Source organism: Deltaproteobacteria bacterium GWC2_55_46 (assembly GCA_001595385.3).
In the GTDB taxonomy this organism is placed as follows: Bacteria; Desulfobacterota; GWC2-55-46; order GWC2-55-46; family GWC2-55-46; genus UBA5799.
Map to the genome: position 1 here is coordinate 1966086 of LVEI03000001.1, position 26756 is coordinate 1992841.

The window sequence follows — 26756 nt, forward strand, 5'->3', positions numbered from 1 at the left end:
AAAAAAAGGGGCGAAGTATTTACTTCGCCCCTACTTTTGTGTGGCACTTGATGCAGTCGTAAAGCGGAAAGGCCCTCTGGCTGTTATGGCAGTTCGGAGAGCCGCAGAACTTGCCGTCCATGTTCATCTTCATCGACATGTTATTGGCCCCGCGCTTGTCCTTGAATATCTTCGGGTGGCACTCAGAGCATTTGTAGAGCTTATCGTGCAGCGCATGCGGGTATACTACGGGTCCCACACCTGCCTTCCTCATGCTTTTCACTTTCGAGTCAAGCCTGATATCCCCGATCGGAGCCGCCCCGGCGGCAGCCGGGACGGTAAGCATCAGCATGAGAGCTATCAGGCCGTTGCGCATAGGCTATTTCGAGGCAGCCTTCTTGGGGGTTGAATGGCACCTGTTGCAGTCGGTAAGCGGGAAGGCGACCTTGCCGTGGCACCTTCCGCACCACTCGCCCTGCACGATGCCGACCATGGTCATCTCGTTAGAGCCTTTGGCCGGCACGAATATCTGCGGATGGCATACGTCGCACTTGAGCCAGTAAGTGTGCATCTCGTGCGGATATATTACGTCGTTGACGAAGTCTCCCTTGGCAGTTATGACGACGTCCATCTTAAGAGGCGGGATCTCTTCTTCCTCCGGGTCGAGCGAGGCCTTGGGGCTTATTATGTTCTCCCTTACGAGCCTGGCCCAGTCTACGAGGCCGTACCTGTCCTTGGGGAGGCCTGAGGCTGAGATGGCCTGCGGGTGCCAACCCATACCCGCCTTGTAAGCCACGCTGGCGGGCTTGCCCGGGTCTCCCGTGCCGGCCGGTCTTCCTGCGCTGTCGAGATATATAACGCTTGATGGGTCTTTAGGGTCGATCCCGCTGGTAGAGCTCTCCTTTTTCGACGGGGTAGCCTGTGCCTGGTTAGCGCCCTGCTGCTTCTTCTGCGCCGCGACGGCCGGGCCGCCAACGGTGTAACCGACAGCCACAACAAGCGAGCACAGGAGAGCAGCCTTCAATTTCCTGAATGAAGATGCTTTCATCTCTATTCTCCTTTTAGTCGGTAATCTTTTTGGCTGGGGCGGCATCACCCTTGTAAGAGTGGCACCTGTCGCAGTAAAGCGGTTCCCACGCTACGAGCCCGTTGTGGCATTTACCGCAGAAGTCACCGTTCATTATGGACGCCATGTTGATGTCGTTGGCGCCCTTCTTGAGGATGAATATGTCCTCATGGCAGACCTTGCATTTGAACCTGATCCTGTGAAACCAGTGGGGGAAGACGACCGGGTCCACGCCTGCTTTTTGCATGCTCTCTGACTTGCTGTTCAGGACGATGTCCCCGTATTCCGCGTGGCCGGTCCTGGCGGCTACCAGCCCCGCGGCGATACCAATACAAGCCAGGAGGAGAATCCAGAAGCCAGTTCTCTTCATCGATTTGCCTCCTTTATGTGGTGTTGCCTGTGATTCGATTTGTCGTAAAACGGATGTTGCATTATAGCCTTGGGTACATACGTACTGTCAAGACAAAAATTGTCTTTCCTGCGTCCACGCGCTTTGAAAAAAACAGCTCTTTATGATATAAAAACAGGTCGATTCCGTACGTCGGGGCGGCATGCGATATTCCCCTTGTCTTCTGGCTTGATGCAATTTTAATATATCTGCTGTATAATTGTCCGAAAAAGTTTTTTTACAACAGCATACGGAGGTACTTGATTTGCTCGAGAAAATGGGTAGCTGGAGAAGGAGTTCCTTTTGCGGGGAGCATACGCCCGCCGATATAGGGAAAAAGACCTGCCTCATGGGATGGGTCCAGAGGAGGAGGGACCACGGCGGCCTTATATTTATAGACTTAAGGGACAGGGCCGGCGTCGTCCAGCTTGTCTTCAGCCCGGACAGCCCCAATAACGTCCATGATAAGGCCCACGGCATAAGAAACGAGTTCGTGCTCGCGGTCCAGGGCCTTGTAAGGAAGCGCCCGGAGGGGACGGAGAACCCGAACCTTTCTACGGGGCTGGTAGAGATCGAGGTCCATGAGCTAAGGGTGCTGAACGACTCCGAATCGCTCCCTTTCATGATAGAGGACGACACCGACGTTGCCGAGACGACGAGGCTTACGTACAGGTACCTTGACTTAAGGAGGCCGTCCCTCCAGAAAAAGCTGATGCTCAGGCACAAGGTCGCGATGGCGACGAGGAACTACCTCGCGGAGAACGGCTTTATAGAGGTAGAGACCCCGGTGCTTACGAAGAGCACCCCTGAGGGCGCAAGGGACTTCCTCGTCCCGAGCAGGCTTAACCCCGGACATTTCTTCGCGCTGCCGCAGTCGCCGCAGCTCTTTAAGCAGATCCTTATGGTATCAGGCTTCGACAGGTACTTCCAGATAGTGAAGTGCTTCAGGGACGAGGACCTGAGGGCAGACCGCCAGCCGGAGTTCACTCAGATAGACGCGGAGATGAGCTTTGTCGACAGGGAGGACGTCATCACTGTCATGGAAGGGCTAGTAGTGCGCATATTCAGGGAGAACGGGGTCGAGGTAAACCCGCCCTTCCCCAGGCTCACCTACGCCGAGGCCGTCGGCAGGTTCGGGGTTGATAACCCTGACGTAAGGTTCGGCCTTGAGCTTAACGACCTTACCGCCCTCCTCTCCGGCTCTGGCTTCAAGGTATTCGCGGATACGGCCGCGAAAGGCGGCGTCATAAAGGCGCTTTGCGTCAAGGGGGGAGCCTCTTTTTCAAGGAAGGACCTCGACGACCTCACCGAGTTCGCCGTCTCCTTCGGCGCAAAGGGGCTCGCGTGGGTAAAGATAACCGACGAGGGGTGGCAGTCTCCGATAGCTAAGTTCCTGACAGACGCAGAGAAGGAAGGGATAGCGAAGGGCACCGGGGCCGACAAAGGCGACCTGCTTCTCTTTGGCGCTGACAGGGCCGCGACAGCAAATACGGTATTGGGAAGGCTCAGGCTCAACGTCGGCGGAAGGCTCGGGCTCATCCCCAAAGAGGGCTTGAACTTTGTCTGGGTGACTGATTTCCCGATGTTCGAGTACGACGAGGCCGACAAGAGGCACGTAGCCGTCCACCATCCCTTTACCGCGCCCATGGACGAGGACCTCGACAAGATAGAGAGCGAGCCGCTGAAGGTCAGGGCAAAGGCATACGACCTGGTCTTGAACGGCAGCGAGATAGGCGGCGGGTCGATAAGGATACACAGGAGCGACGTGCAGGCCCTGGTCTTTGAGATGCTCGGCATACATAAAGAGGAGGCGCAGGCAAGGTTCGGCTTCCTCCTTGACGCGTTGAAGTTCGGCACCCCGCCCCACGGCGGCATTGCCTTCGGCCTGGACAGGGTGATGTCCATAATGACCGGGTCAGATTCCATACGCGACGTCATAGCCTTCCCCAAGACCCAGAAGGGGACGGACCTCATGACCGACGCGCCCTCTGGTGTCGACCAGAAGCAGCTGGATGATCTCTTCATAAGGGTGGCGAAGAAGCAGCCGGACAAGATAGGGGCTTAAGGCTTCGCCGGACGGGTAAATAAATATCCAGACTGGCTCAGGTAAAAAAACCTGGGCCAGTTTTTTTGCAGCGGCCGGCCCCCATTGGTCGAGTTTGCTGATATACTTAAGCGAATTTTTTGATAACACATCCCAGGAGGAGATATGTCTAAACCTGAAAAATTCCTTTATGTTTGCGTTCACGAGCGGCCTCAGGGGCACCCGAGGGGCTCATGCGGCCAGAAGGGCAGCAGGGAGGTAGTGATGGCCCTGGCAACGGAGTGCGACAAGCAGGGCGCCTTCGGCAGGGCGAGCCTTGTGCAGACCGCCTGCATGGGCCTGTGCAATGAGGGGCCGATGGCAGCCGTCTTCCCGGATAACGTCTTTTACAGGGACCTGACCCCGGCAGACGCCCCCACGTTAGTCAAGGAGCACCTGCTCGAAGGAAAGGCATTATCAAAGAAGGTGATCCCGGACAGGGATTGGTAGGATTTGCCCTGCGGGTAGGGTATGAAAAAGGGGCTACGGCAAACCGTAGCCCCTTTTCATTTGTCAGCACTTAATGTCTCACAATGGGACCTGAAATCCCTTGCCTTACAGGCGAAGACTTCCAGTGCGTCTAATGAGATTTTCAAGCTTACGTCCTATGCCAGGCTGAAAGCGCGATATCAAATGGAAAGCGATGGATATTCCTGGTTCCCCTCTTTCCTAAAGAGGGGAACCAGGGGAGATTATCTAATCCCCCTTAGTCCCCCTTTAGAAAAGGGGGAGATTTCAGTTTCGTAGGGTGCGCTGTGCGCACCAGTTAGTTAGATTCCTATTCCTTCACGTACCCTATCATCAGCGCCCCTATGGCGAGGAAAAGAAGGTCGGGAAAGACGGCTGCTACGACAGGCGGGACCATCTGCGCCTGGCCCAATGACCTCGTCAGGGCAAAGACCCCCCAGTAACTGAAGGCTATCACGATGCTGAGGCCCACTCCCGCCGCTATGCCGCTGTGCCTGCCGGTCTTCAGGGCGAACGGTATGCCCACGAGCACCATGATGAAGTTGACGAGCGGGAAGGTGAGCTTGTCCCAGAGGTCTATTTTGTATTTCGTCGCTTCGTAGCCCTCTTTCTCAAGTTCTTTCACGTAGGCCCGGAGGTCCGCGAAGCTCAGGTTCTGCTGAAAATTCTCCATGTTCACAAGCTCTTCAGGTTCTACCACACCGCTCAAGACGTATTCGGCGCGCTCTTCCCGCGCCGCTTCAGCCCCCTCCGTGAAGGCCCAGGCGGTGGCGCCTTCGGCCACCCATTGCTCCCCCGTCCACGCGGCTGACTTTGCCTGGACCCTGCCGCTTAAGCTGAAGGGCTTCCCGATTATGAAATAGGTTATCCCGTAGAGCCGGTCATTGGCGAAGTCCACGTGCTTTACATTCAGGATGCCTTCGTTTGTCTTGACCCAGAGCCCTTCCCTGCCGAAGGTGCCCCCATGCTCGCCGAACCACTTATTCCTGAACGAGTCGGCCTTTTTAAGCGCCGCCGGCGCGACATATTCGTTCATGAGGATGACCGCGAGGCTTATCGCGAGCCCGGCGGCAAGGAGCGGATATACCGCCTTCAGGAGTTTTACGCCACCGGCCTTCATGGCGGTTATCTCCCCGTGCTTTGAAAGCAGCCCCAAAGACAGGAGCGAAGCAACGAGGGCCGCAATCGGGGACACCTGGCCTATTATGAAAGGCACCTTGTAGAGGAAGAAGCTGAAGGCGGCAAAGAAGGGGACATCATGCTTTATGAGGTTGTCCATGTTCTCGAAGAGGTCGACGGTTATGAAAAGGACGAGGAAGCCTGCCCCGGCTATGGCGAGGAGCTTAAGGAACTCCGAGAGCATGTACCGTTGGAGTATCTTCATTGCCTCTTTCCCTTCCCGCGGAGCATTCCATCAAAGGGGTTGGCCGTCCTGTCGGCAGCGGCCCGCGTGAATATGAAAAGCCCACCTGCCAGAAAGAATATGTCAGATGCCCAGACCGCGAGTACCGGGCTTATCGAGCCGTTCTCTCCTATGGCCTCAAAGGCGGTGGAAAGGATGTAGTATACGAGGACGACCCCGATGGACAGAGAGAATCCGGTGAACCTCGCCGCGCGGATCCTCTGGATGCCGAGCGGTATGCCGATGAGCCCGAAGACGAAGACGGAGGCCGGGAGGGCGAACCTCTTGTGCAGGTCTATTACATAAGGAGAGGTGTCCTTGCCCTGGGACTCAACCAGGGTTATCTTTTTTTTCAGCTCGCCGACGTAAAGCTCCCTGTTATGCCTGTTCTCCCCTGAGGTGGGCTGGCCTGTGAGGCCGAGCTCGAGGGTATATGAGGCGAAATCGGCTATGTGGTACGTCCCGTTTGCCTCCGTTTTCCTGTGTATGGCCCCATTGTAGAGCTTAAGATAGACGGTGAAGCGTTCGGTTGCGGGCGAGAAGACCCCCCTGTCGGCGAAAAAGACGTTAAGCTCCTTCTTGTCGCCGGCCTCCGAGATGAATATGCCTTCCATCTCTCCGGTCTTCAGGTTTATCTTGTCAACGTAGAGCACGACGCCTTTGAACTTGTCGTAGAAGGTCTTTTCTTCAAGGCCGGATATGAACTTCTCCTTCGACGCCTCGAAGACGAGGTTTTTGAGGTTCAGGTTGCCCCAGGGGAAAAGATAAAGGGTCACGGCCAGGGTCGCCGCGTAGACCGGTATGGCGAAATAGAGGACCGGCCGGGCCAGGGTAAAGAGCCCCAGCCCGGAGGCCTTCATGGCGGTAATCTCGCTGTCCGAGCTGAGCCTTGTAAAGGCCGCGAGCACCCCTATCAGAAACGAGATGGGCAAGGTATATATAAGGAATGACGGCAGGACCGAGAGTAGAAATAAGAATATGAACCTGCCGCCAACCCCCTGCGTGACCAAAAGCTCGATGAGCCTTATCGACTTGGTAAGGAGGGCCGTGGAGGTGAGGATGGCGAGGCTCAGAAGAAATGGCGCGCCTATCTCCCTCAATATGTAGCGGCTTAGGGTCCCGGGCATGGTGTCAATAATACAATAAAAGCGCCTTGCGGACAATCTGTTAGAGGGTATCAGCCGTTTTTTGTTAAAGAAAACAGCCTGCTCACCCGAAATAAAAATAACAGTTTTCTCCGCGCGCTCTCCGGCGTGTCGCGCTCTACCGGCTCTCCTCCGGGGGCGGAATAATTGACAATGCGGCTGATTCAGGTTATTTAAACCGCGATACAGTCCCCGGACAGGGGCAAAGAGCGGACATGCTCACTCTTTTGTGGTTCAGGAGCGATACTTTTGGATTTAAGACGCAGGGACAAGATAAAGTCGGAGTTCAAAAAGGCAGAGGAACATCTGAACGCGGCAGAGTTGCTCCACAAGCACGCCCTTTTCACCCCTTCAGTGACCATGTGCTATTATTCATCTATCCACGCCGCCACAGCCGCTTTCCTTACGGTGGGCGCCAACCCTCACAGGGAGAAGTTTTTGAGCTTTACCAACGCGGTCAAGAAGTTCAGCTCCAAGATCGACCCGTTCCTGGAAAGGTTCTACAGCTCTCAGGAAGCATGGGGCCTCAACACCGCCATGGAGTATACAGAGAACGAATCGCTCCTGCGAGTCTATCAGACCAGGGATTTTATGCTCGAGGTCAAAGACTTCCTGAGGAGGACCGTGAGGAGCTGAAGGCTTTTATCCCTTGTTAATCTGTCCGCGAGCTGAGTAACCGGTCTGAAAACACAAAAAAAACAGTAAGGACAATGGCCAGCATAAATACGCGAGAAATATTGGCGAGACTCAGGTCCCTCCGTAAGGAGATGGCTCTCAGGCAGGAACATCTCGCTGGCCGCCTTGGGGTGGACAGGTCCACCTACGTCCGCAAGGAACGCGGCGCGATACCCATTACCACAGATGAATGGCTGAAGCTCGCGAAGGCGCTCCGCGCCGACCCGTCCTATTTTTTCCGGTCTTCCACGAAGCCCGCCGCAGAGGAAGGCGGCCTCGCGTTGAGGGAGCGTCTGCTGCTCAAGTTTTACCGCGCGCTTAAGATAAAGGAGCAAAACGACATGGTCCTGACCGTGTACCTTAAGTTCAAGGGCATAAGGAGAAAGGCGGTTCAGGACGCCCTAAGGATGCTCAGGGAGGCTTGATTTTTTCACTTGTACGCGGTGATTTTGCCTGGATTTTGGGTTTGACAAGCCAGATTCCTTGTGATATTTTGTCTGGTCTGAATTTGGCCCACCGGGTACGAGCCGCTAGCTCAGTTGGTAGAGCATCTGCCTTTTAAGCAGGTGGCCCCGGGTTCGAGTCCCGGGCGGCTCACCATTTAAAACCAAATAATGTCCCCATCGTCTAGAGGCCAAGGACACCGCCCTTTCACGGCGGCGACCAGGGTTCGAATCCCTGTGGGGACGCCAATCAAAAAGTAGCCGTACTTCCGGAGTATTTCTCGTAATACAAAGGAATTACGGCTTTTTTATTACCCCGGCGCGGCTGGTATAAGGTGGTATAAACCGGTATAAATCGGTATAGGATGAATGGCCCCGCACTCGGGGCACCTCAGGGGCGTCTCCCAAGGGTAGCTCTTTCCAAGCGCAAATAATTCTTTTACCTCTACTGAAAAATATAGTACCAAAGAAATGTTGTTGGAGAGGATAACCGCCGGAGAGACCCTTTGCCAAAAGACCTCCAGGTCATCCTCTTTTTTTTATTCAAGCTATTCTGAGAAAGATTCTTCTTATATCAAAGGATTGTTAGAAAAAGGAAGGAATTTAGGACAAGATAATCTGAGGCGTTACAGTATATTCTCTGTCGACCACCATCGCGAGGCGTTCCTCGAAGTTAATCTGGCAGGGGACAGGCTAAGCTGCTTCCTATATTGAGCTTGCAAGGCAGTAGCGTCATGTCATGGGCTTTCCAGTTAAGGGTTTGTTGGGGGACATATCTTAACCGGAAGACTACTTAAAGAGCATTCAACCGTAAAACGCTTTTAGCGGCCATCTCAAATAAGTCCCAGTGTAAGAGATTTGATTCCTTAGAGCATCAATCTGATAAACCCCCGATTACCACAAGCCGTTGAAATTTATAAAGCTTGTTAATGGCATTGGTGATCCGCTGACTATCATCTTAGAGCCATGCCCTTTGGCAGGCGACACAGAACCCTTTGATGTCACGTCATTTTATGAAAAATAAATGCAATGTAGAAAAATTAACTTGACATTTAGCTGCAATTCAAATATAAGCAATAAATATAAAATTAAATCAAATATAAAAGGCCAATGATAGGCTTTTTTCGGGTGATGGAGCCCTTGCTGGAATCTGTTTATTTTTCCTGTAAGGGTTCTTTTTTTTTGGAACAAATAATTAAAACCTCATGATTCATTCGACGTTAAGCGCGTGAATAGCAATTCTGTAAGCGCCATCCAAGATTATCAACCAAGGAGGACAAAAATTGGTTTATCAGTTCTATTTTCTTTAAATAATAAAAATTAAAAGGAGGGCTTTTTTATGGCGCGGGTGAGCAGTATATTCCTATTTCTGGCCATGGCTGTATGGCTGCTGTACCCTGCCGCTGCCGCGGCTACCGACCCGATGCTCTCGGGGGCTGAGTCGGTTGTCGCGTCGGATGTCCTTGACCAGAGGCGTCCGAAAGTGGCTTTCGACGGTTCGAGGTACCTGGTGGTCTGGGAGGACAACAGGAGCGGCGCATTTGAGATATGGGGCCGTTTCTATGCCCGGTCCGGCGTCCCGGACGGCTCCGAGTTCATCATCACCGGCACAAGTAACGCAACTGACAGCAGGCCCGAGTTGAGCTTCAATGGCACCAGGTACCTTGTGACATGGGGCGATATGAGCGGCGCGGGCGGGACCGAGACTGATATATACGGCCGGTTTGTTGAGACGGATGGGACTGTTGGGGCAGCTTTCGCTATATGCACCGCGGCAGGCTTCCAGCAGAAATCTTATATCGAGACCGATGGCTCCAATTTCCTTGTTGTATGGATGGACGGGAGAGACCAGGGCAATAATCGTTTTGATGTCTACGGACGGTTTGTCTCGGCCTCTGGCGTATTGGGCCCCGAGACGGGGATAGCCGTCGGGGTCGGCTCAGCGGAACGCCCTGAGATAAAGTTTAACGGTACGAGGTACCTTGTCGTATGGAATGACTCACGCGACCCTTTCAACTTTGGCGTTGACAATTTCAGCTTTAACATATGGGGACGCACCATCGATAGCTCAGGCAACCTCGGCGGCGAGATAGTCATATCCGGAGCGACGGGAGAACAGACGCATCCGCATGTGGACTTCGACGGCACGAACTACCTCGTCGTATGGAGGGACTTCAGGAACGACCCTTCAGGCATTCAGGCGGAGATATATGGGCAGAGGTTGAATTCGATAGACCAGGTAACCCCCTTGCTTAACGGTGGCGAGGTCGCCATAAGCACGGCCCCAGCCTCGGACAAGTATCCGCATAGCCTTATCTATAACCGTGACAAGAGGTACTTCCTCGTATATTCCAGTGGTTTTAATAATAATACCACCACCGGCAATGTCTACGGCAGGTTCTTAAAGCAGGCCGGCGATGCTTACGGCCCTGAGATAGTCGTAAGCCAGGATCCCTCCCGGAGGGCGCGCGCGGCCTTTGACGGAGAGAACTTCCTTGTGGTCTGGGCAGCGCTTGGGAGCGATGATGATGTCCACGCCCAGCTCGTAAAGGATGTCGTAAGCATAACAACCGCGAGCCTGCCAGACGGCGCGGCAGGCGCGGCGTATAGCGCGTCGCTTTCCGCCACAGGTGGCGTCGAGCCCTATACATGGGGGTTCGACCCTTCCAATCCGGGGACGCTTCCTCCCGGGCTCAGCCTCAGCTCCAGCGGCGTGCTCTCAGGGACACCCACCGTGGCCGGCACATATACATTCAGGCCGCGCGTCTATGACAGCTACTTCTCCTATATCTCCAAAGACTATACGGTGACGATAAATAGCGGGACTGTCACCAATGTCAATGTAACGCTCTCTTTTCCGCCGAATGAGCCCGGCTTCACAACTGACGGCCTCAACCCTGACACAGGTGATCCGGCGACTGTCTTCGAGTTCAAGGTCGTCTACACCTCGGCCAATAATACGCCGCCTCAGTATATGAATGTCTGCATAGACAACCAGTGCTGGCCTATGTGGGATGACGGATGGATCTCCGGAGTGAGCGGCTCAGGTGCGCGTAAGCCAGGGCTTCTTTTCGACGGGCAATATTCCAACGGAGAGCAGTATGTCTGGCGCGGTTCATTGACCGTTGGTACGCACACCTATAAGTTCAGGGCCTTTGACGGCGCGGAATACGGGAAGCTCCCATACTCCGGCTCTTTATCTGGCCCGACCGTCTCATCAGCCCCTCCTGCGGATGTGACACCGCCCCAGACGCAGTGGAACGTCAGTTACGACAACTCCAGCCCTCCCAATAAGGTACTGAGGCTGGGCGCGGCCGATGAGGATGTCAGCAACCCAGGCACCTATTCCATCAATACCGTGCGGGAGATAAACTACAGCATAGACGGGGGAGCCCTGGTTACCGTCCCCGGAGCTGAAGCCTTCATAACCTTCTCAAACGAAGGCTCATACGATGTGTCTTACTACGCGGTAGACACCTCAGGGAATGCGGAGAGCGCCCAGCAGGTAAACGTAACACTTGACCGCACCCCCCCTGTCATCACGGCGGTGGACGGCTCTATTACGTTGCCACAAGGGGCTTTATACGCTGATTGGCACGATCTGCTTCAGTTCGTGTCTGCTACCGACAACCTTTCCGGCGTACAGCTGCTATACCCGAGCCTAAGCCAGTTCTACCCGGGATTTTACCCTTATCTGGCCTGGGTCGCCGTCGACTTTGAGAGCAACACCGCCGTGGAACATAATAACATAACGATAAACACCCAATCCACGGTCTACGGCCTTCAGCTCGCAGGCGGCACAACAGCGCAGATATCCGTGAACGGCCAGACGCTTTCGAATGTAAGCGCTACCACGGCTGGACCGCCGCCCCCCGGGGTATTGTTCCCGGTGGGGGCCATATCATACAGCGTGACATCGCCGTCCGGCGGGCAGGTGACGACGACATTTACATTCACGCCGGCCATCTCTGGCCCGATAGACCTGTACAAGGTAAACGGAGGTGGGCAAATTACGCCTCTGCCACCATCTGATTGGACGGCGTCAACAGTGGGCTCTTCCACTGTCATCACCTTGACGCTTGCCGACAACGGGCCATATGACCTGGACCCCGCTCTGGGTATGATAGAAGACCCTGTGGCTGTCGGGATAATAGTGAACGCTCCTCCTGTTGCCTCGGTTGGCTCTGACCGGAACGTCTTCACCGGCGAGACGATTGCATTCGATGGCGCCGGCTCCTCAGACCCTGAGGGCGCGTCGCTTTCCTATTCATGGGCGATTGACTCTGCCCCGTCTGGAAGCGCGGCTGTCCTTTCTGGCGCGGATACCGTCTCGCCTACCCTTGTACCCGATGTCGATGGGCAGTACATCGTTTCTCTCGTCGTAAACGACGGGGTGATCTCGAGCGCCCCTGACACGGTCCTTGTGAACGCCACGATGAACATGCCGCCGGTAGTTACGCTTTCGGCCTCGACCCTCACCGGCGTCGCCCCGGTCACTGTCTCCTTTGACGCTTCTGGCAGTTACGACCCAGAAGGCGGCGCGCTATCCTACTCATGGGATTTCGGCGACCCATCAAGCGGGCCTGAGAATACCTCGACCGGGGAGAGCACAGTCCACACATACGCCACGGCTGGTTCCTACTCCGCGGTCGTAAAGATAAAGGATGCGTTCGGAAACATCGAGAGCGCCTCGGTCGTGGTTGAGGTAACCGCGCCGAACATGCCGCCTTCGGTAAGCCCGATAGGCAGCCCGGCAAGCGGAACCATCCCGCTCGTCGTCAACTTCCAGTCTAACGCGAGCGACCCGGAGGGCGGCGCGTTATCCTACTCGTGGGAGTTCGGCGATGGCGCGACATCATCTGAGGCCGACCCTATGCATGTATATTATGTCCCTGGGGCATATCAGGCAAGGGTCACGGTATCTGACGGAGAGCATAGCGTGACTGGTACGGTTACAGTAAGCGTTGATTCGGCTCTCAGCATAAATGTCACGGACGCCAAGGCCGACCTCGGAGGAAGGGGCAATGTCATAGGCAAGCTCAATATCAAAGCCTCCTACGACTACCGTGGGACGCTTGTCCCGTCTGACGTCATACGGGTCGTCTTCGGCGGCATTACCGAGTTCGAAGGGACCTTCGGCAACTTTACGGCCTCTGAGGATGAACCAGGGGTCTACGAAAGGAAGGATGACAATCTTCATGTGAAGATCGATACCTCGTCAGGTATGATAAAACTGACGAGGCATAAGACGGTGCTCTCTTCGATAGACAACTCTAACGGTGTGGAGGTGGCCATTACCTTTGGCTACTCTACCGGTGTCGACCGCATCTTTATGGAGGAGAAGAGGAACAGCGGGAGGCTTGAGGAGTTGACCTATAAAGAGCACTACTAAGGAAGTGGAATAAGGTTTTTCGGAGGACCAACCAGGCGCCCATGAAATGGGGCGCCTGGTTTTTTTTGAGTCTGAAAGTTCGACTGCCTGAGCCTGCCTTCAATCCTGCTGAGTATTTTGATCTTCCCCCGAAAAAATGGACACACAGTTAAGCTACATCCGAATCCCTGTGGGGACGCCAAGAAAATCAAAGGTGTTACAGCGAAAGCTGTAACACCTTTATTATTTTGCCTGTGCCTGTCAGGCGCATTGTATCTATGGCCGGTTAGATTATGGAATGTAAGGGGAAGTCAGGATGTTAAGGGGAAAAAATGGGGTGGACGAGGGGATTCGAACCCCCAACCCCCGGAGTCACAGTCCAGTGCTCTAACCGTTGAGCCACGTCCACCATAGGTCGGTAATATCTTCTGTATAACAAATTTTTTTAACATATGCGTCATCTGCTGTCAATACAAATGCACCCTGAGAAAGAGGGCGCGCCACCTTCGATAGCCGCTTCCTGCCCGGTTTCATGTCGCGCGATTTTCAGCCTTGAATTTGCCTGTTGAATTAGTATTTAATCATCTTCTGGTCGAATTCCCCGCAGCTTACCGCGCCTGCATTTGACCCCTCCCTCATATCCACTCCCGTTAAGGGAGGGGAGGTTTGGAGATATCCATCAGCTTGCTGTGGAGAGGTTCGTAAACGCTATGACCGATACCCGAACAGACCAGCTCTTTACCGCCCTGAAAAGAGGCGCTGTCGTGCTTACGGCAAACCTGAGGCTTGCGCGCCACCTGAGGTCTGATTACGACAGGACAATGGCCGCCTCCGGGCTTCTTTCCTGGCCCACGCCCGAAGTGCTGCCCCTTTCAGCGTGGGCCGCGTCCGTCTGGGAAGAATATGGTGATAAGCCCGTCCTCGGGGGCGCGGCCTCTTTAGCCTTGTGGGAAAAGGTTATCACAACAGATTCAGGGCAGGCGTGGCCGGGGGGTGTGGCCAGGAGCGCCTATGAGGCGTATGGCCTGCTGAAGGAGTACGGGATAAGGCTCCCGGAGGAGCTTTATCTTACAGAGGAGGCGAGGGCGCTAAAGAGGTGGGCTTACGCTTATGATAGCGAGCTTGGAACGCTTGGCTTCATCGACCTATCAGAGGTCTCTGCCAGGGTGAAGGTCATTATCGATAAAGGGGCTGAGCTCCCGACGGAGGCGGTCTTCGCTGGTTTTGACGAGATGAGCCCCGCTACATCGGCCATTATCTCTGCCCTCAAGGCGAGGGGGGTGGATGTATGGTCGTGGCCAGGCGATGGAGATGAAGGCGCCTGGGCTGCCGCCAGGGTAAGGGTGAGGCCTTTTGCCGACGAGACAGAAGAGGTCGTCCAGGCCGCGAGGTGGGCGAGAAAGACCCTGGAGCCCGGCATGAAGATAGGCTTCATAGTGCCTGAGCTTGAAAGGTACAGGGAGTTGATCTTAAGGGAGTTCTCTGCCGAATTAAATCCCTCTTCGGTCATCCCCGGGGCGGTTGTGCGAGAGGTCTTTAACATCTCTTTGGGCAGGCCGCTTGCCGATGAGCCGCTTGTAAGGACCGCGCTCGATATACTCTCCATTGGCGAAGGCGACATCGATATGGAAAGGCTGAGCCAGCTCCTGCGCTCGCCGTATTTCGCGGCCGGGGAGGCCACAGCGCTTGCGAGGCTCGATTACATGCTCAAGGAAGATAACAGGATGGCCTTGAGCATAAAGGAGCTTAGAGACCTTTTTAAAAGGACCGGGAATACGCCGTTCGAGAAGAGGGCGGACGCATGGGTAAGGTGGCTCAGGGGGGCGAGGACAAAAGAGCTTCCTGCTGACTGGGCCAGGTCATTTACAGACCTCCTCGGCAAGGTGGGCTGGCTTTCAGGGATAAAGCTCACGGGAAAGGAGTTCCAGGCGCACAAGGCATGGAACTCGTGCCTTGAAAGGTTCGCGGGCCTGGGCGATATACTGGGCAGGGTCACAAGGACGGAGGCCCAATCCGCCCTTCAGACTATCGCGCGAGAGACGATCCACCAGCCAGAGACCCCTGAATGCAATATCCAGGTGCTGGGCCTCCTTGAATCCACCGGCATTTCATTCGACAGGCTCTGGATAATGGGCTGCCATGACCTGTCGCTGCCGTCCAGCCCCTCGCCAAACCCGTTTATACCTGTATGGCTCCAGAAAGAACGGAGGCTCCCCCGCTCATCGAGCGAGCGCGAGCTTGAGTTCGCCGCCGCCGCCGTAAAAAGACTCCTTCAAAGCGCGCCGGAAGTAGAGGTAAGCTACCCCAGGGTAACCGATGAGAGGGAGCGGAGCTGCAGCCATTTTTTCAGCCCCTTCCAGGTGGTCGAAGAGAAGATAGCCGCCTCAGCGAGGCTTTTAGAGGGCGTGCGGCAGGGCGCGATGGAAGAAGCGCCGGAAGATAAACAGATCCCGGTGGCGGCAGAAGAGAAGGCGGAGATAAAAGGGGGCACGTCGATACTCAAGAACCAGTCGATGTGCCCGTTCAGGGCCTTTGCCATAAACAGGCTCAACGCTACCCCGGTCCCCGCTACGATGCTTGGCCTTAAGCCCGAGACGAGGGGCACCATAATACACGCAGCGCTAAAGCTGTTCTGGGAGAAGGTCGAGGACTCCGCGAAGCTCAGGGAGCTTGAAGGCTCCGGCAGGCTCGATACCTATTTGGAAGAGCTTGCCTCAAAGGCGCTTGAGGAGGCCAGCGTGCCTCCGCCGCTCTCTAAGCGCTTTATCGAGCTTGAGAAAAGAAGGCTCGTCTCGGTCCTTCAGGGCTGGATAGCGATCGAGCTTTCAAGGGAGGTGGGCTTCAGGGTAAAGGCGCTTGAGGCTCAGAAGGAAATAGAGATAGGCGGACTGAAGATAAACGGCAGGGTGGACAGGGTCGATGAGCTTGAAGGCGGGGGCGAGGCGATAATCGACTACAAAAGTGGCAGCCCTGACAGGTACGACTGGCTCTCGCGGCGACCGAGGGAGCCGCAGATACTTATCTACAGCTCTACAGGCGGCTTCAACGCGGTCTCCTTCGCGAGGCTGGTGCCAGGCGAGTGCAGGTTCGTAGGCATCTCAAAGGATAACGCACTGCCAGGCATAAAGCCTTATGAAGATGACAAGGAATTTAAGAAGAAGGCAGAGGAAAGTGATTGGGATGGGCTGATGGAGTCATGGGCCGGCGCGCTGGAATCGCTCGCAAAGGATTTCATGGAGGGCAAAGCCCAGGCAGACCCGGACGGCGGGGTGACGGGCAGCACAAGCGCCTGCAGGTACTGTGAGCTTAAAGCTCTTTGCAGGATAACCGAAAGGGGCTTCCATTCGGGCGGGGAAGACGAAGGGGGCGCGGATGAATAGCGACGCTTCCGCAAGAGAGCGCGCGCTGGATGTGTCCGCTTCTTTCGCGGTGCAGGCCCCGGCCGGCTCAGGGAAGACAGAGCTCCTCATGCAGAGGTTTCTCAAGCTCCTCTCTATCGTCGAGAAGCCGGAGCAGATACTCGCCCTGACGTTTACGAGGAAGGCCGCCGGGCAGATGCACTCCCGCATCATCGCCGCCATAGGTAAGGCCGCCCAGGGCTTTGAGGCAGACAAGCCCCATGAGAGGAAGACCATCGAGCTTGCGGCGGCGGCGCTTGAAAGGGACGCCGTTATGGGCTGGCGCCTCCTGGAGAACCCCGGCAGGCTGAAGGTCCAGACCATCGATTCCTTCTCATCGACCCTGGCAAGGCAGATGCCGCTTCTCTCCGGCCTTGGGAGCTATACCGTAACCGAAGAGCCGCTGGAGTTCTACCTGGCGGCGGCAGAGGCAACTGTCGCCCTCGTAGAGGACGATGGGGCTGGCGGAGAGGCTGTAAGAAGGGCCCTCGCTCACATGGACAACTCGGTCAAGGGCCTCACCGAAAGGCTCGTGATGATGCTCGGCAGAAGGGACCAGTGGCTGAGGCACGTAACAAGGAGCTCTACAGACAGAGAGCTTAAGGCCATGCTCGAAGGCTCGCTCAAAAGGCTTGTCGAATCAGAGCTTGAGTCTATCGAGGCGGCCTTTCCTCCTCCGGCTGTCAGCAGCCTTTTGAGGTGCGCAAGATTCGCGGCCTCGAATATCAATAAAGACAAGAGCGCTATCTTGAACCTCGCGTCTATTGCCCGCATGCCGACGAAAAAGGCCGAGGAGCTGCCTTTATGGAAGGGTATAGCTGAGCTGCTGCTTACCAAGGAAGGCGGGTTACGCAAGCCCGGCGGCGTGAAAGCCACGAACGGCTTCCCCAGCGGGGACGCGGGGGATAGATCGGTCAAGGATGAGTTCAAGGGACTGCTTTCATCACTTGAGGGCGATGACCGCCTCGTAGATGCGTTAGGAAGGGCGCGGAAACTTCCGAGCCCGGTCTTCGACGAAGAGGAATGGGAGACGCTCCTTGCCCTCGTGCGCCTTTTGCCCATAGCCGACGGAAAGCTCAATGAGGCCTTCACTCAGTCAGGCTCCGTCGATTTCCAGGCGATAGCCCTTGCGGCGTTAAGGTCGCTTGGCACAGCGGACGAGCCGACGGACCTCATGCTCTCGCTCGATCTCCGTATCCAGCATATACTCGTAGACGAGTATCAGGACACCTCTCAGACACAGCTCGCGCTCCTGGAGGCCCTTACAAGGGGCTGGACAGCCGGGGACGGCAGGACCCTTTTCGTGGTCGGCGACCCGATGCAGTCTATATATCTTTTCAGGGAGGCGGAGGTAGGCCTCTTCCTTGAGGCGAGGCTAAAGGGCATCGGTACGGTAGGTCTTACCCCGCTGACGCTTTCAAGGAACTTCAGGTCCCAGGAGAAGATCGTCTCCTGGGTGAACGGGACCTTGAGCGGCGCGTTCCCGGACAGGGAAGAGACCTTTACAGGCTCGGTCACCTACGCGCCTTCGACCGCTGTGAAAGAGGCGATAGATGGCAGGGGGGTCGAGATAAGGCTCCTTGCGAAGGACGACCTCTTCGAGGCGGGGCAGGTATTATCTATCCTTGAAAATATCCCTTCGGGCGAGACCGCCGCGGTGCTTTGCAGGTCGAGGTCTCACGTCGACAGTATCGTCGGCGCGCTCACGAGGGAAGGCATCCCGTTCAGGGCAAGGGATATAGACCCGCTCTTCGACAGGACGGTGATACAGGACCTGCTCGCGCTCCTCAAGGCCCTTGACCACCCGTTTGACAGGGTGGCCTGGCTCGCCTGCCTGAGGGCTCCATGGTGCGGGCTCGGCCTGGGCGACCTCTTCAACCTCTGTTATCTCGACAAGGCGTCCCCGGTAATGGAGCTTATGCGGGATGAGAGAAGGCTATCTGCCATTCCAGAAGACGGGAGGGTAAGGCTTGAAAGGTTCAGGGAGGGGATGGAGGAGGCCAGGGAGGTCTGGGGCAGGAGGCCGCCCTCAGAGGTATTAAGGGGGCTCTGGATAGCTATCGGCGGGCCAGCGTGCGTTGACGGCTCCGGGATGCGGGACGCCGAAGAGTTCCTGGGCCTTGTCGGGTCTATCGAAGAGCCCGGCGGAGTATCTATAGAGGGGCTCGAGGCACGGACGTTCCGCCTCTTCGCCGGAGGGGGCGTCGAGGATGCCGCCGTCGATATAATGACCATCCACAAGGCAAAGGGCCTCGAGTTCGATAACGTCATCATCCCCGGCCTCGGAAAGAAGCCGAGGCATGAGGAGAGGCGGCTCCTTGTATGGATGGAAAAGGAGGACGACCTTCTCCTTGCCCCTGTCGAGAAGAAAGGTTCAAAGGACGGAGGGGATATCTACAATTACCTCTTCGACATACACAAGAAGAAGGCCGTCCTCGAGGAGACCCGTCTGTTATACGTAGCAGCCACCAGGGCTAAAAAGTCGCTCTACCTCATCGGCCACGTAGACGAAAAAGAGGACGGGACATTAAGTATGGCGCCAAGGTCTTTCCTGTCGCAGATAAAGCATGCCCTCAATAAAGAGATGCTGCTGGACGGGCAGGATGGCGGGGAGCGCTCAGAGCCAGGACGCGCCGGAAGGAGGCTCGGCGCCTCATGGGCGCTGCCGGAGGCGGCCCCGCCGGTTATCGTCGAGAGCGCCGAGAGGCTTATCGAAGGAGAGCCTGAGTTCTACTGGGCTGGCGAGGCCATACGCCACCTTGGTACCGTGGTGCACAGGTACTTCTGCAGGATAGCGAGGGAAGGGGTCAGCTCCTGGGATAGATTGCGGTTAAGGGGAGAGCAAGGCAGGATAGCAAGGATGCTCCGCTCGCTCGGGCTGGGCAAGGCCGAAGCCGCCGGTTACGCGGCAGAGGGCGTAAAGACGATAGTAAAGGCCCTTGAAGATGAAAAAGGGCGCTGGATACTCTCGGAGCACGATGAGGCCGCAACAGAGCTGCCTCTTACTGCTGTGCTCGGAGGCGAGATAGTCCATATCGTTATCGACAGGACCTTTGTCGACTCCGGCGGGGTCCGCTGGGTCATCGACTATAAGACCGGGACGCATGAAGGCGGCTCCCTTGAGGAGTTCCTCGCCAGCGAGCGGGAAAGGTACAGGGGGCAGCTTGAAAAGTACGCTCTGGCGCTCGCGATAGGCGGAGAAAAAAGGGAGATAAGAAAGGGGCTCTATTATCCGGCCCATCGCGCGTGGGTAGAGGTGAGTTGAAATCTCCGGGGCTTTAACAGGAGCCTGATTAAAATCAGTGTTTTTTTAGCAAACTGTATAAAAAGGCCGCCTTTCAGGGCGGCCTTTTTATCAGCAGGATTGTAATGATCTCAGCAGTTTACGACCAGCTGGTGCTTCAGGTCTTCAGACCTCAGGTACGCGCCAAGGGATTTGTCCATATTGCCGATATGGTTTACGAACCAGTCGACTATGCGTCTCTGTACCTTTAAGACCAGCGAGAGCCTGGCGCCTGAGTCCAGCTCGGAGCGGAGCATGGAGATCTCTTGAGCGAGCTTCCTGTGCTCGGCCATATGCGATTTTCTGCCTGAGTAGCCGCTTCGTTCCATCGCGGACTCCTCGGAGTTGAAGTGCCTGGCGAGGTAGCTTTCCACGAAATCATAGACCGCGTCGACATCCGCCCTCTCCCTGCCGTATTCGAGGGCCGCCATTAGCTTGCCGAACCTGTCAAGCATCTCCCTGTGTTGCTTTTCCTGCCACCAGACCCCGGTTGATAACTGCTCTTTCCATATAAGTGCCATGCCAGGCCTCCTTCTTCGTCTCTGAGCTACCCGTTATTCCTTATCGGGAAGGCGCGTGTTTAACTTTAGGGGAAAAATAAAAATTTTCCATAATGCAACTATTTGAGATACAAGAGGTTTTAATGCGGCTGAGCGCTTGCGCCGCCTATCCCTGCCCGCTTGACAACCGGTAAGGTTACATAGTACGCTTTTCAATGGCGGTAAATACCTCAAAACCGGTCAGATGCCATGATACTTAAGAGGTGGGTCCCCTTCCTTGCGCTTTTCCTTGCCCTTTTAGTTACCGTCTTTATATGGCGGGAGCTTTCAAGGTCTCAGCAGGCCGCCTTTGCCAGCCAGATATCGATAAAATCAGCGGCTATAAAAGATGATATAAAGGATAATGTCGCCTTCAGGGTGCGCTCCCTTTCAAGGGCGGTAAAAAGATGGGAGTACAATGGCAAGCCGGACCTCCGTGGATGGAAGATGGACGCGCGGTCGCTGGAAGGGGACCCGGGATACAAGTACATAGTCTGGGCAGGCCCGGATAAAAAAGCCATCGTACTGGCCGGGCTCCCGGACAGGTCGGCTGAGCAGGCGATAGACGCCTCCTTCCCGGAGCTCTTCAGGATAAAGTCGCCTTTCGTCTCCGGGCCGGTAGCCCTTGAAGGCGCAAGGCTGGGGTTCATAGCCTATGCCCCCATGTATGCCGGAGGCAGCTTCATGGGCGTGCTGGCCGAGGTCTTTGACTCGCAGGAGCTTATTGGCGACATACTTTCAAAGAGCAGGCACGAGCTCGGCCTTTACTCCATATCCGTTACCGGCGACGGCGTGGAGCTTTACCGGAGCGGGCCTGAACCGGCTCTTGAGTGGGCGCAAAGGCTTCCGTTAAAGGTCTTCGGCTCGGATTGGACCCTCTCGGTGGCTCCCGGGCAAAATCTTGCCGCTTCTTCCATCTCGGCGTTGCCGGCCATTGTGCTTGTAATGGGCGCTCTGAGCTCCATCCTCTTCTCGTCTCTTATCTACTCCGCCCAGTCCGCAAGCTTGAGGGGAAGGGGGCGGGAGACGGCGAACGCGATGCTGAGGGCTGAGATAGAGGAGCGGGCATGGGCTGAGGGCGAGCGCGCCAGAAGCGAAGATAAGTTCAGGGCCCTTGTCGAGACATCTTATGACCTTGTATGGGAGACGGACGAGAACGCGGTATATACTTACGTAAGCCCGCGGGTAAAACAGATGCTTGGTTATGAGCAACATGAGGTGCTTGGAAGGCCGTTCTGGGACTTCATGCTTCCTGACGAGGCGGAAAGGGTCAGGGAGGAGTTTGCCCGCGTATCCGCCGCAAGGCAGCCATTAAGCCTCCTTGAGAACGTGAACTTGAGCAAGGACGGAAGATGCATAGTCCTGGAGACCAGCGGCGCGCCGGTATTCGATTCAAAGGGGGCCTTCCTCGGATACAGGGGCATTGACAGGGACGTCACGGGAAAAAAGCTCGCGGAAGAGGCCTTGAGGAGGAGCGAGGCGAGCCTCGCCAACGCGCAAAGGATCGCGCGCATAGGCAGCTGGGACTGGGACATAGAGAAAGACGAACTGATATGGTCGGATGAGGCATACAGGATATTCGGCCTCGACCCGAGCGGGTTCGGCGCCACTTACGAGGCCTTTCTGGGCTGCGTCCACCCGGAGGACAGGCCCATGGTCCACAAATGCGTGACCGAGTCCCTGACCCTTAAAAAGCCATACTCCATAGAGCACAGGTTGGTGCTGCCGGACGGGACGGAAAAGTACGTGCACGAGCACGGAGAGGTCGCCTTCCGCAGGGAGGGCAGGCCCGTGAGGATGTCAGGGACCATACAGGACATAACTGAAAGGAAGACGACCGAGGAGCAGCTTAAGCTCTACAGGGAGCACCTGAAAGAGCTTGTCGATGAGAGGACGGCAGAGCTTAAGCAGCTCAACCGGAAGCTGGCCTTCGAGGTGGATATACGGAAGCAGGCTGAAGACGCCGTAAGCAGCATGAACGACGCCCTTGAGAAGAGGGCGGCGGAGCTCGAAAGGGTCAATAAGGAGCTGGAGGCGTTCACCTACTCGGCCTCCCATGACCTCCAGGAGCCCCTGAGGGTCATATCCGGGTACGTACAGCTCCTGTCGCGAAGGTACAAAGGCAGGCTTGATTCGGAGGCCGACGAGTTCATAGGCTTCGCGGTCGACGGTGTGGCGCGCATGCAGCGGCTCATAGCAGACCTGCTCCGTTATTCAAGGGTCGGGAAGATCATGGCGCAGCAGCCGGTGGACTGCTCCGCCGCGCTCGGCAGGGCGATGTCAAACCTGGGCGCGCTCTTGAGCGAGAGCGGGGCGGTAGTGCGCGCCGATGGGCTGCCCACCATAATGGCGGACGAATCACAGATAGACCAGCTCTTCATGAACCTCCTTTCCAACGCCGTCAAGTACCGGGGGGATAACCAGCCACTTATAACGATAGCGGTTGAAAGGCTGGGGCGGCAGTGGCGCTTCTCGATTACCGACAACGGGATAGGCATAGACCCGAAGTACTCGGAAAGGATCTTCGAGCTCTTCCAGCGGCTGCATGGAAACACGGGCCTGCCGGGCACCGGGCTGGGCCTTTCCATTTGCAAGAAGGTCGTGGAGAACCACGGCGGAAGGATATGGGTGGAGTCGATGCCAGGGGCCGGCTCTACTTTCTACTTCACCATGCCTGGCGAGGAGGCGGCAAGTGCATAAGGGGGGGCGAGGCCCGATAGAGATACTCATGGTGGAGGACAACCCCCATGACGTCAGGTTTACGATAGAGGCGTTCAAGGACGCCAGGGTCCATAACAAGATGCATGTGGCTTCCGACGGGGAAGAGGCCATCGAGTACCTGAGGAGGAAGGGGAGGCATTCCAGGGCGCGAAGACCTGACCTCGTCCTGCTGGACTTGAACCTGCCTAAAAAGAACGGCAGGGAGGTGCTCGAAGAGATAAAGTGCGACCCTGAGTTAAGGAAGATACCCGTGCTGGTCCTTTCTACCTCCGAGGACGAGATGGACATCAAGCGGGCCTATGACCTGCACGTGAACGCCTATATACACAAGCCGGTGGATCTGGACCAGTTCATAAAAGTCGCGAAGGCCGTCGAGGACTTCTGGTTTTCCGTGGCAAAGCTGCCGCCGAGGTAGGCGATGGAAAAGATACCGTTCATAAAAATACTGCTGGTGGAGGATAACCCCGCTGACGCGAGGCTTCTGCGTGAGCTTCTGGCAGAATCAGGGTTGAAGGAGCGGTTCGCCATCGACGCGGCGGGGAGCTTGAAGGAGGCCCTCGCGTGCCTTTGTGCCGGGGGCTTCGACGTGGTGCTCCTCGATCTCATGCTGCCGGATACTACAGGGCTCGATACCTTTACCGCGTTGCACAGGTCGTACCCGGCTATCCCGGTGGTGCTCCTGACAGGCCTGTCTGATGAGACCCTGGCGGCGCGCGCCGTGAGGGAGGGGGCGCAGGACTACCTAGTAAAAGGGCAGGCCGCACCGGGCGTATTGGCCCGCTCGATAGTATACGCCATCGAACGGAACGCGGCCGAGAGGGCGGGGAGGGCGGCGATGAGGGCGATGCCCGGCGAGAGGACCCTGTGCCCGGAGATGGTCGGGACGAGTACCGCGTTAAACGAGGTGAAGTCCCTTATCTCGACGGTGGCGAGGACATCAAACACCTCGGTCCTCATAACAGGCGAGACAGGCACCGGCAAGGAGCTTGTTGCAAACGCCATCCACTACTCAAGCAGCAGGAAGGACGGCCCCTTAATAAAGCTCAATTGCAGCGCCATACCGGAGGCCCTCATGGAAGCCGAGATGTTCGGCTATGAAAAAGGGGCCTTCACCGACGCGCGCCAGACGAAAAAGGGGCTCTTTGAACTGGCTGACGGCGGGACGATCTTCCTTGACGAGATCGGCGACATGGACATAAGGCTTCAGCCCAAGCTCCTGCAGATACTCGAGAACAGGACCTTGAGAAAGCTCGGCGGGGTCCAGGACATGAGGGTCGACGTGAGGGTCATCGCGGCCACCAACGTGGACTTGAGCGCGAGGGTGCGCGAGAAGAGGTTCAGGGAGGACCTCTTTTACAGGCTCAACGTAATGGTCATAGAGCTGCCGCCATTGAGGGAGCGCAAGGAGGACATCCTCCCTATCGCCAGATACTTCATGAAAGAGAACGGGTCATCGTTGGATGGCGGCGGCCCCGGCTTGCTCGCTCCGGGGAGTATCGATATCCTCCTTGACCATGACTGGCCGGGCAATATCAGGGAGCTTAAGAACATAATAGAGAGGGCGAGGATACTGGCAGGCCCGGATGACATACGTCCGGCGCACATCCATCTCGACGGGGCCTCACAGACCCAGCGCCTCCACGCGCCAGGGCCCGTCCATGCCCCTGAGTATCCGGCGGATATCTCCCTTGAGGAGCTTGAGAAGGCCCATATAAAGAGGGTCCTCGAAAAGACAGAGGGCAATATCACACACGCCGCGCGCATACTCGGCATCTCGCGCCTGACCCTCAGGGAAAAGGCGAAAAAATACGCCCTTAAAGAGAATTGACAGCCTTGTAAAAGACTTTCCGATAAAAAACTTACCACCCCGGTAAAATTCTTATCAGATAGCTGGTAAATAACTTACCGGCTATGCCCCCAGAAATCCCCTAAATAATCCCAATATCAGAAATTTTCAGCTTGGCACGTACGTTGCTTTTAATTCATTTCGTTAGCGGCGACTGTCAAAGGCTTTTCCATCTCTTTGAAGGCGCTATAAACGAAAAATCCTGGAAAGAGGCATTTGTAATGGACAAAGGGGGGAATATAAGGGTCCTTGTGATCGATGATGAGGAGACGATGCTGGAGGTCTGCTCCGAGGTGCTGGAGAGCGCGGGATATAGCGTGCGGCGTTCTTACGGGGGGCAGGAGGCGCTTGGGCTGCTCATCGACGAAGACTGGGACGTGGTCCTCACCGACGTGCATATGCCGGGGCTTGGCGGCGTCGACCTCTTTAAGGAGACCATCGCAAGGAAGAAGGAGATGCGTGGCAGGTTCCTTTTCATGACCGGGGATAAGAGGGCGATAGAGACCGTAAGCTCGATGGACTCGAACTTCATCAAAAAGCCTTTCAGGGTGAAGGACCTCTTGTCGGCTGTCGAATCCATAATCCCTAACGAGCGCTCGACCCCCAGGAAAGAAGCGAGGGTCAAGGTGGCCGGATGCGGGGTCGTAGTCGAAGCCGGCGGCGAGCAGGTGGTGAGCGCTGTCACAGAGGACTTCTCAAGGCAAGGTATGAGGATAAGATATTCCGGGAGTCCTATCGAGCCAGGCTCAGTCCTGGGGCTTCGCCTTTCGGCCTTGTGCCTGAGCCTTGTAAAACAGGCAAAGGTGGTCTGGTCCCGGGAGGATGGCAGCCAGGGGGCCTCGTCTGGGCTTTTGTTCACCATGCCCCTGCCGGATTCCGTTATAGCTGACCTGGCTGTGCAGGGCCTTTATTTTTGATAAGCCGGAGTCTTTCGGTAAATTTGTCAAGCGGTACGATACGGAGGAGGAGTCATGATGAGGCAGGGTTTGAGAAAACAGAGTAGCGAGGCTTTAGGAGGCTTTGCAGGCCGGACGGCCTGGGAGCCGTATGGCGAGGCGAAGCCGGACGCTACGGAGGCTGGGGTACAGGATGGAGGCGCAGAGCACTCCTGTAGCTCTATAAACATCTATTTCAGGGAGATAAAGAGGTTCAAGCTCCTCAACTCCGTTGAGGAAAGGTCCCTTGCCGGAAGGATAGCCATTGGAGACGCCGAGGCAAGGAAACAGATGATAGAGTCAAACCTCCGGCTGGTGGTGAATATCGCCAAGAGGTACGTGAACAGGGGGCTACAGCTCCAGGACCTCATAGACGAGGGGAATATCGGGCTTATAAAGGCTGTCGAGCGGTTTAAGGCGGATATGGGCTGCAGGTTTTCAACCTATGCCACTTACTGGATAAGGCAGACCGTCGAGAGGGCGCTGGCGAACAAGGGGAGCATGATAAGGCTCCCGATACACATAGTCACCGACATGTCCCGGGTGGAGAAGGCCTCAAGGGAGTTCAGGGTCCTCTCCAACAGGGAGCCGAGCTCGAACGAGGTCTCCGAGAAGACCGGCCTCTCCGGGCGCTATGTGAAAAAACTCGAGACTATAAGCAAGCGTACGATGTCGCTTGAGTCCCGCGCGGGGCATGATGAGGCCGACCTGTCGCTGCTCGATAGCATCGAGGACGAGCGCACCCCGGTCCCCGTGGAGTACGTCGAGGAGGCACGAAGGGCCGAGAGGGTCACAAGCTGGCTCAAGATGCTTAATGAAAACGAGATGAGGATAATAAGCCTGCGGTTCGGCATAGGCGACTTCGCCCCCAGGACCCTTGAGACCATAGGCCGCGAGTTCGGCGTCACAAGGGAACGGGTAAGGCAGATAGAGGAGAAGGCGCTTGCCAAACTGAGGGCAATAGCGAGGGAGAACGAAACAGGGTCCGCTGACCTGCTTTGACCCGGCCAATAG

The 26756-nt window shown here is 56.2% G+C and carries 18 protein-coding genes and 3 tRNA genes; 14 read left to right on the top strand and 7 right to left on the bottom strand.

The features are described from left to right. Positions 1-19: 19 nt before the first annotated feature. From A2V21_309270 to A2V21_309280, 3 genes are read right to left on the bottom strand one after another with little or no spacing between them, the layout of a single operon-like run. Positions 20-355 (bottom strand): hypothetical protein, encoded by a 336-nt coding sequence (locus A2V21_309270; protein OIJ74432.1) that lies wholly within the window; start codon positions 353-355, stop codon positions 20-22. Between the two features lie 3 nt (positions 356-358). Then, on the bottom strand, positions 359-1027 hold the full coding sequence (locus A2V21_309275) for a hypothetical protein (GenBank protein OIJ74433.1): 669 nt from the start codon (positions 1025-1027) through the stop codon (positions 359-361). Between the two features lie 13 nt (positions 1028-1040). After that, entirely contained in the window at positions 1041-1415 is a 375-nt protein-coding gene (locus tag A2V21_309280) for a hypothetical protein (GenBank protein OIJ74434.1), read from the bottom strand. Between the two features lie 283 nt (positions 1416-1698). Between A2V21_309280 and A2V21_309285 the strand changes: the two genes are divergently transcribed. Both A2V21_309285 and A2V21_309290 read left to right on the top strand, forming a co-directional pair. Then, positions 1699-3498: an aspartate--tRNA ligase gene (locus A2V21_309285; GenBank protein ID OIJ74435.1), complete on the top strand. Its 1800-nt coding sequence runs from the start codon at positions 1699-1701 to the stop codon at positions 3496-3498. Positions 3499-3642: 144 nt separating this feature from the next. After that, complete coding sequence (locus tag A2V21_309290; protein OIJ74436.1) at positions 3643-3966, top strand: hypothetical protein; 324 nt, start codon at positions 3643-3645, stop codon at positions 3964-3966. Between the two features lie 328 nt (positions 3967-4294). Here the strand turns inward: A2V21_309290 and A2V21_309295 are convergent, their stop codons facing one another. Next, a complete protein-coding gene (locus tag A2V21_309295; GenBank protein ID OIJ74437.1) occupies positions 4295-5368 on the bottom strand; it encodes an LPS export ABC transporter permease LptG in 1074 nt (357 codons plus the stop codon). Beyond that, positions 5365-6513, bottom strand: a complete 1149-nt coding sequence (locus tag A2V21_309300; protein ID OIJ74438.1) for an LPS export ABC transporter permease LptF — start codon at positions 6511-6513, stop codon at positions 5365-5367. The genes A2V21_309295 and A2V21_309300 overlap by 4 nt, the downstream gene beginning before the upstream one ends. 267 nt (positions 6514-6780) lie before the next feature. On the opposite strand from A2V21_309300, the gene A2V21_309305 reads away from it, so the two are divergent. The 5 genes from A2V21_309305 to A2V21_309325 all read left to right on the top strand — a co-directional run bounded on the left by A2V21_309305 (position 6781) and on the right by A2V21_309325 (position 13041). Further along, a complete protein-coding gene (locus A2V21_309305) occupies positions 6781-7167 on the top strand; it encodes a hypothetical protein (protein OIJ74439.1) in 387 nt (128 codons plus the stop codon). A gap of 74 nt (positions 7168-7241) precedes the next feature. After that, entirely contained in the window at positions 7242-7631 is a 390-nt protein-coding gene (locus tag A2V21_309310; protein OIJ74440.1) for a hypothetical protein, read from the top strand. A 99-nt stretch (positions 7632-7730) separates the two neighbouring features. Further along, positions 7731-7806 (top strand) — tRNA-Lys (locus tag A2V21_309315). Between the two features lie 16 nt (positions 7807-7822). Continuing rightward, positions 7823-7898 (top strand) — tRNA-Glu (locus tag A2V21_309320). 1090 nt (positions 7899-8988) lie between these two features. Then, positions 8989-13041 (top strand): hypothetical protein, encoded by a 4053-nt coding sequence (locus A2V21_309325; GenBank protein OIJ74441.1) that lies wholly within the window; start codon positions 8989-8991, stop codon positions 13039-13041. A gap of 312 nt (positions 13042-13353) precedes the next feature. Here the strand turns inward: A2V21_309325 and A2V21_309330 are convergent. Continuing rightward, positions 13354-13429, bottom strand: a tRNA-His gene (locus A2V21_309330). A 280-nt stretch (positions 13430-13709) separates the two neighbouring features. Here A2V21_309330 and A2V21_309335 point away from each other — a divergent pair. Next, on the top strand, positions 13710-16400 hold the full coding sequence (locus A2V21_309335) for a hypothetical protein (GenBank protein OIJ74442.1): 2691 nt from the start codon (positions 13710-13712) through the stop codon (positions 16398-16400). Then, the gene (locus tag A2V21_309340) at positions 16393-19683 is read left to right on the top strand and encodes a hypothetical protein (protein ID OIJ74443.1); all 3291 of its coding nucleotides are present in this window, start codon (positions 16393-16395) and stop codon (positions 19681-19683) included. Before A2V21_309335 ends, A2V21_309340 begins: the two co-directional genes overlap by 8 nt. A 110-nt stretch (positions 19684-19793) precedes the next feature. Here A2V21_309340 and A2V21_309345 read toward each other — a convergent pair whose 3' ends face one another. Further along, positions 19794-20222 carry a hypothetical protein gene (locus A2V21_309345; protein OIJ74444.1) on the bottom strand — a complete coding sequence of 143 codons (429 nt, stop codon included), beginning with the start codon at positions 20220-20222 and terminating at the stop codon, positions 19794-19796. 228 nt (positions 20223-20450) lie between these two features. Between A2V21_309345 and A2V21_309350 the strand changes: the two genes are divergently transcribed. The 5 genes from A2V21_309350 (at position 20451) to A2V21_309370 (ending at position 26744) form a co-directional block, all read left to right on the top strand. After that, positions 20451-22940, top strand: a complete 2490-nt coding sequence (locus tag A2V21_309350; protein ID OIJ74445.1) for a hypothetical protein — start codon at positions 20451-20453, stop codon at positions 22938-22940. 28 nt (positions 22941-22968) lie between these two features. After that, entirely contained in the window at positions 22969-23376 is a 408-nt protein-coding gene (locus tag A2V21_309355) for a response regulator (protein OIJ75137.1), read from the top strand. Between the two features lie 3 nt (positions 23377-23379). After that, the gene (locus tag A2V21_309360) at positions 23380-24789 is read left to right on the top strand and encodes a hypothetical protein (protein OIJ74446.1); all 1410 of its coding nucleotides are present in this window, start codon (positions 23380-23382) and stop codon (positions 24787-24789) included. 239 nt (positions 24790-25028) lie between these two features. Then, a complete protein-coding gene (locus A2V21_309365) occupies positions 25029-25724 on the top strand; it encodes a hypothetical protein (GenBank protein OIJ74447.1) in 696 nt (231 codons plus the stop codon). Positions 25725-25778: 54 nt separating this feature from the next. Next, positions 25779-26744 carry a hypothetical protein gene (locus A2V21_309370; protein ID OIJ74448.1) on the top strand — a complete coding sequence of 322 codons (966 nt, stop codon included), beginning with the start codon at positions 25779-25781 and terminating at the stop codon, positions 26742-26744. Positions 26745-26756: the final 12 nt, after the last annotated feature.

Excerpts from the sequence above, each read along its gene's own strand:
- A2V21_309295 (OIJ74437.1), bottom strand. The coding sequence starts at position 5,368 with ATGAAGATACTCCAACGGTACATGCTCTCGGAGTTCCTTAAGCTCCTC.
- A2V21_309290 (OIJ74436.1), top strand. The coding sequence starts at position 3,643 with ATGTCTAAACCTGAAAAATTCCTTTATGTTTGCGTTCACGAGCGGCCT.
- A2V21_309275 (OIJ74433.1), bottom strand. The coding sequence starts at position 1,027 with ATGAAAGCATCTTCATTCAGGAAATTGAAGGCTGCTCTCCTGTGCTCG.
- A2V21_309360 (OIJ74446.1), top strand. The coding sequence starts at position 23,380 with ATGGAAAAGATACCGTTCATAAAAATACTGCTGGTGGAGGATAACCCC.
- A2V21_309270 (OIJ74432.1), bottom strand. The coding sequence starts at position 355 with ATGCGCAACGGCCTGATAGCTCTCATGCTGATGCTTACCGTCCCGGCT.
- A2V21_309345 (OIJ74444.1), bottom strand. The coding sequence starts at position 20,222 with ATGGCACTTATATGGAAAGAGCAGTTATCAACCGGGGTCTGGTGGCAG.
- A2V21_309340 (OIJ74443.1), top strand. The coding sequence starts at position 16,393 with ATGAATAGCGACGCTTCCGCAAGAGAGCGCGCGCTGGATGTGTCCGCT.
- A2V21_309350 (OIJ74445.1), top strand. The coding sequence starts at position 20,451 with ATGATACTTAAGAGGTGGGTCCCCTTCCTTGCGCTTTTCCTTGCCCTT.
- A2V21_309355 (OIJ75137.1), top strand. The coding sequence starts at position 22,969 with ATGGTGGAGGACAACCCCCATGACGTCAGGTTTACGATAGAGGCGTTC.
- A2V21_309365 (OIJ74447.1), top strand. The coding sequence starts at position 25,029 with ATGGACAAAGGGGGGAATATAAGGGTCCTTGTGATCGATGATGAGGAG.
- A2V21_309300 (OIJ74438.1), bottom strand. The coding sequence starts at position 6,513 with ATGCCCGGGACCCTAAGCCGCTACATATTGAGGGAGATAGGCGCGCCA.
- A2V21_309280 (OIJ74434.1), bottom strand. The coding sequence starts at position 1,415 with ATGAAGAGAACTGGCTTCTGGATTCTCCTCCTGGCTTGTATTGGTATC.
- A2V21_309310 (OIJ74440.1), top strand. The coding sequence starts at position 7,242 with ATGGCCAGCATAAATACGCGAGAAATATTGGCGAGACTCAGGTCCCTC.
- A2V21_309370 (OIJ74448.1), top strand. The coding sequence starts at position 25,779 with ATGATGAGGCAGGGTTTGAGAAAACAGAGTAGCGAGGCTTTAGGAGGC.
- A2V21_309325 (OIJ74441.1), top strand. The coding sequence starts at position 8,989 with ATGGCGCGGGTGAGCAGTATATTCCTATTTCTGGCCATGGCTGTATGG.